Here is a 4,226-nt window from a genome sequence, read left to right as displayed (position 1 = left end):
GTCCGGCGACTTGCCGTCGACCCGGGCCAGGAACAGGCCGGGCAGCAGCCGGGCGGCGCGGGACTCGAAGGCGCCGGCCGGTTCCCAGTCCACGCTGGCGCGATGGGCATCGGCCAGGGCATCGAAGCAGGCCAGGAAATCCGCCGCCGACTCCGGCCGCCACAGCCCCTTCAGCAGCAGGTGGTTCAGGCAGAAGGCCAAGTCGAAGGCGGGGTCGCCCCACCAGGCGCATTCGGCGTCCAGGAACACCGGCCCTTGCGGCCCGACGAGGATGTTCTTCGGGCTGACATCGCCATGCACCAGCGCCCGCTTCGTCGTCCGCGTGGTCTCGACCAGCGCGTGCAGCGCCGGGGCGCAGTCCGGATGCACGGCCGTGGTCGCCACCAGATACGGCTCGAGGCGGATGTCGTAGAAGATCGCGTCGGTCGGGAACTCGGCGGCCAGGGCCGGGGACTTCGCCGTGGCGGCATGGATGGCGGCGAGGCGCCGCCCGACCTCGGCGGCGAAGGCCGGGTCGGCCCGGCCGTCCCGCAGCTCGGCCTTCCACACCGGGTGGTCCTCCGGTGCCAGATAGTCCATGGCCAGCGCTCCGGCGGCCTCGTCCTGGCCCAAGAGGCGCGGCACCGCCTGCGGCACGATGCCCGCGGCGGCCCGCATCCAGCGCGCCTCGTACAGGTTGCGCGACACCGGCGCCCACCAGTCGGCGGCCACCCGCAGCCTGGCCAGGGCCCGCTTGACGCAGATCGGGCCCGAGGCGAGGTCGACGCGGAAGATGTCGGAGGAGACGCCCCCGGTCAGCGCGGTGAAGCGCGGCGTCTCGTCCGGCCCGGCCAGCCCCATCCGGCGCAGCGCCGCCAGCAGGTCGGCGTCGACCATCGCTTCAGCCTCGATCCGCCGGAGCCGCCCCCTCACCCGAAATCGCTATCGCGATTTCGACCTCTCCCCAAAGAGAGGTATGGGGAGCGCAGGCCAGAAATCCCTCTCCTTGGGGAGAGGGAGGGGCCCGGCGCCGCAGGCGACGGGAGGGTGAGGGGGATGCCGGCCACACCTTTGGGCGAGGACCTAATACGTCGCGCGACCGCCGGAAAGGTCGAAGACGGCGCCGGTGGTGAAGCTGTTCTCGGCCGAGCACAGCCACGCGATCATCGACGCCGCCTCCTCGACCTTCAGGAAGCGGGCGCGGGGGATGCGCGACAGCATGTAGTCGATATGCTCCTGGCTGATCTGCTCCAGGATCCGGGTCTTGGCCGTCGCCGGGGTAACGCAGTTGACCGCGATGTCGTGGCCCGCCAGCTCCTTGCCCAGCGACTTGGTCAGGGCGATCACGCCCGACTTGGCGGCGGAATAGGCGCTGGCGTTCGGGTTGCCCTCCTTGCCGGCGATCGAGGAGACGTTGACGATGCGGCCGTAGCCGCGCGCGATCATGCCCGGCACCACCGCCCGGCAGCAGTAGTAGACGGCGTTCAAATCCAGCTCGATCACTTGGCGCCAGGTGTCGAGCGGATAGTCCCAGGTCTTCACCGAGGGGCCGGCGATGCCGGCATTGTTGATCAGGATGTCGATCTGCCCCTGGGCCTCCACCGCCTGCGCCACGGCGGCAGCATCGGTGACGTCGATGGCGACGCCGGTGGCGCCGATCGCCTTGGCCGTCGCCTCGACCAGGGCCTGGTCGCGGTCCCACAGCACCACCCTGGCGCCGGAAGCGATGAAGCGCTCGGCGACGGCGCGGCCGATGCCCTGCGCCCCGCCGGTGACCACGGCCAGCTTGCCGTCGAGATCGATCCTGTTCATCCGCGTTTCCCCGTGTTCCGGCCCGCCTGAGGCGGTGTCTTGGCTCGATATGCCCGACTTTATCCGGGCTCAGATGGATGTCGCCAGTCTAGGATCGCCGGGTCAAGCTCGCAGGTGGGAAATGATCGGGTGAGAAGGGGGCAGCTCCGGCGTTACCGCCAGCGCTGCCCCCTCAGTCCTACAGCGCCCGGACCGTGACTGTCTCCTCGGCCGCGCGCGCCAGCGGGTTGCGCAGGGCGCGGCCGAAGGCGGCGGCTTCGATCTCGAAGCGATCGCCTGGCTCCGGCTTGATGCCGTCGGTGACGCTCAGCGTCGCCGTGCCGAAGAAGTGCAGATGCACGTCGCCCGGCCGTCGGAACAGGGCATATTTGAAGTGGTGGTGCTCCAGATTGGCGATCCAGTGGCTCATATTGGCCTCGCCGCTCAGGAACGGCTTCTCCCAGATCGTCTTGCCGCCGCGGGTGATGCGGCTGGTGCCGCGCACATCCTCCGGCAGCTTGCCGACCAGCAGCTCCGGCCCGACCGAGCACTGGCGCAGCTTGGAATGCGCCAGCAACAGGTAGTTCTGCCGCTCGGTGATGTGGTCCGAGAACTCGTTGCCGATGGCGAAGCCGACGCGCCAGGGCGTGCCGTCCGGTCCGACCAGGTAGCAGCCGGTGATCTCCGGCTCCTCGCCGCCATCCAGGGCGAAGGACGGCATGGTCAGTGGCTGCTCGCCGGCGACGACGATCGACCCGTCGCCCTTGTAGAACCATTCCGGCTGCACGCCCGGCTTGGCGCCGGTTTCGCCCCCGGCCGGCTTGCCGCCGGTCAGGCCGTCGCGGAACATCTTCATGCTGTCGGTGAGCTTTTCCGCCTCGCCGAGATTCTTGTGCATCTGGTCGCGGGCGTCGGCGCTGCCGAGATGGGTCAGGCCGGTGCCGGTGACGATGCAATGCGCCGCGTCGGGATGGTCCAGCGGCGGCAGCAGCCGGGCCTCGGCGATCACCGCGTCATAGGATTCGGTGTCGGCGCCGTCATCGGCCGCGACCAACTCGGCGATCGACTTGCGCGAGGCGATCGCCGCCTGGGCCAGGTCGTAGGTGGTGTCGAAGGCGGAGAGCAGCTTCAGGGCGTCGCCCTGCCCGGCGACGCCGACGCGCCGCTCGCCCGACTTGGTGCGCAGTTGGATCAGGTTCATCGTCATTCTCACAGTCCGTTCGCCCAGCCGGCATCGACCACGAAGGTCTGGCCGGTACACATCGCGCTGTCATCCGCCGCCAGCCACAGGGTCATCTGCGCCAGGTGGACGGGCAGCACCTCGTCCGGGATGCACTGGCCCTTGCGGCGGTCGGCATCCGCCTCCGGCGTCAGCCACAGCTCCTTCTGGCGCTGGGTGATGACCCAGCCCGGCATCACGGTGTTCACCCGGATATGCTGCGGGCCCCAGTCGCGGGCCAGGCCGCGGGTCAGCCCCTCGACGCCCGCCTTGGCGGAGGTGTAGGCCGGCATGCCGCCCTGGCGCAGCCGCCAGGAGACCGAGCCGAAATTGATGATCGATCCGCCGCCGGCGTCGCGCATCCCCGGCTGCACCGCCTGGGCGGCGAAGAACTGGTGGCGCAGGTTGACCGCCATGCGCTCGTCCCAGTAGTCGGGCTCGACCGTCTCCGGCGCGTGGCGCTGGTCGTGCGCCGCGTTGTTGACCAGGATGCGGATGGTGCCGATCGCCTGCTGCGCCTCGGCCACCGCCGCGCGCAGGTCGGCGATGTCGCGCAGGTCGCAATGCCGGAACCGCGGCGCCGTCAGCCCCTCGGCCTTCAGCCGGTCGACCAGCGCGGTCGACGCCTCGTCATTGATGTCGACGAAGAACACCCGCGCCTGCTGGCGGCAGAAATGCTCGACGATGCTCTCGCCGATGCCGCTGCCGCCGCCGGTGACGAAGACCGGCTTGTCGCGCAGCGACGGATAGTTCGCGTATTGGGTCATGATGTCCGTCTGCAAGGAAAGGGCCCGCCCCGACCGGGGCGGGGCCGGATCGTGCTCAATGGCTGTCGCGCGGCACCGCGTGGCCGCGGCAGCCGACCAGGAAGTCCAGGTCGGCGCCCTTGTCGGCCTGCATGACGTGGCGGACATACAGCTCCTGGTAGCCGCCCTTCATCGCCGGCTCGGGCGGCGACCAGCGCTTGCGGCGCTCCGCCAGCTCGGCATCGGAGACGTCGAGATGCAGTCGCCGGTTGGCGACATCCAGCTCGATCATGTCGCCGTCCTGCACCAGGGCCAGCGGGCCGCCGGCCGCGGCCTCCGGCGCCGTGTGCAGCACCACCGTACCATAGGCGGTGCCGCTCATCCGCGCGTCGGAGATGCGGACCATGTCGCGCACGCCCTTCTTCAGCACCTTCTGCGGCAGCGCCATGTTGCCGACCTCGGCCATGCCCGGATAGCCCTTCGGGCCGCAA

The 4,226-nt window shown here is 70.2% G+C and carries 5 protein-coding genes; all 5 read right to left on the bottom strand.

All coding sequences use genetic code 11. The annotated features are described in order from the left end of the window. Positions 1 to 876 (bottom strand): phosphotransferase (locus ABDW35_RS33065; RefSeq protein WP_343718099.1); only part of this gene is annotated, 876 nt, incomplete at its 3' end. Positions 877 to 1,062: 186 nt separating this feature from the next. Next, on the bottom strand, positions 1,063 to 1,791 hold the full coding sequence (locus ABDW35_RS33060) for an SDR family NAD(P)-dependent oxidoreductase (RefSeq protein WP_343718098.1): 729 nt from the start codon (positions 1,789 to 1,791) through the stop codon (positions 1,063 to 1,065). Positions 1,792 to 1,969: 178 nt separating this feature from the next. Then, positions 1,970 to 2,971 carry an AraD1 family protein gene (araD1, locus tag ABDW35_RS33055; protein WP_343718097.1) on the bottom strand — a complete coding sequence of 334 codons (1,002 nt, stop codon included), beginning with the start codon at positions 2,969 to 2,971 and terminating at the stop codon, positions 1,970 to 1,972. Positions 2,972 to 2,979: 8 nt separating this feature from the next. Next, entirely contained in the window at positions 2,980 to 3,756 is a 777-nt protein-coding gene (locus ABDW35_RS33050) for an SDR family oxidoreductase (RefSeq protein ID WP_343718096.1), read from the bottom strand. 55 nt (positions 3,757 to 3,811) lie between these two features. Further along, positions 3,812 to 4,226: dihydroxy-acid dehydratase (locus ABDW35_RS33045; protein WP_343718095.1), on the bottom strand; the 415-nt coding region annotated here is incomplete at its 5' end.

It is taken from the genome of Inquilinus sp., assembly GCF_039594555.1.
Lineage (GTDB): Bacteria > Pseudomonadota > Alphaproteobacteria > DSM-16000 > Inquilinaceae > Inquilinus.
This window is presented reverse-complemented; position numbering and strand designations above follow the sequence as displayed.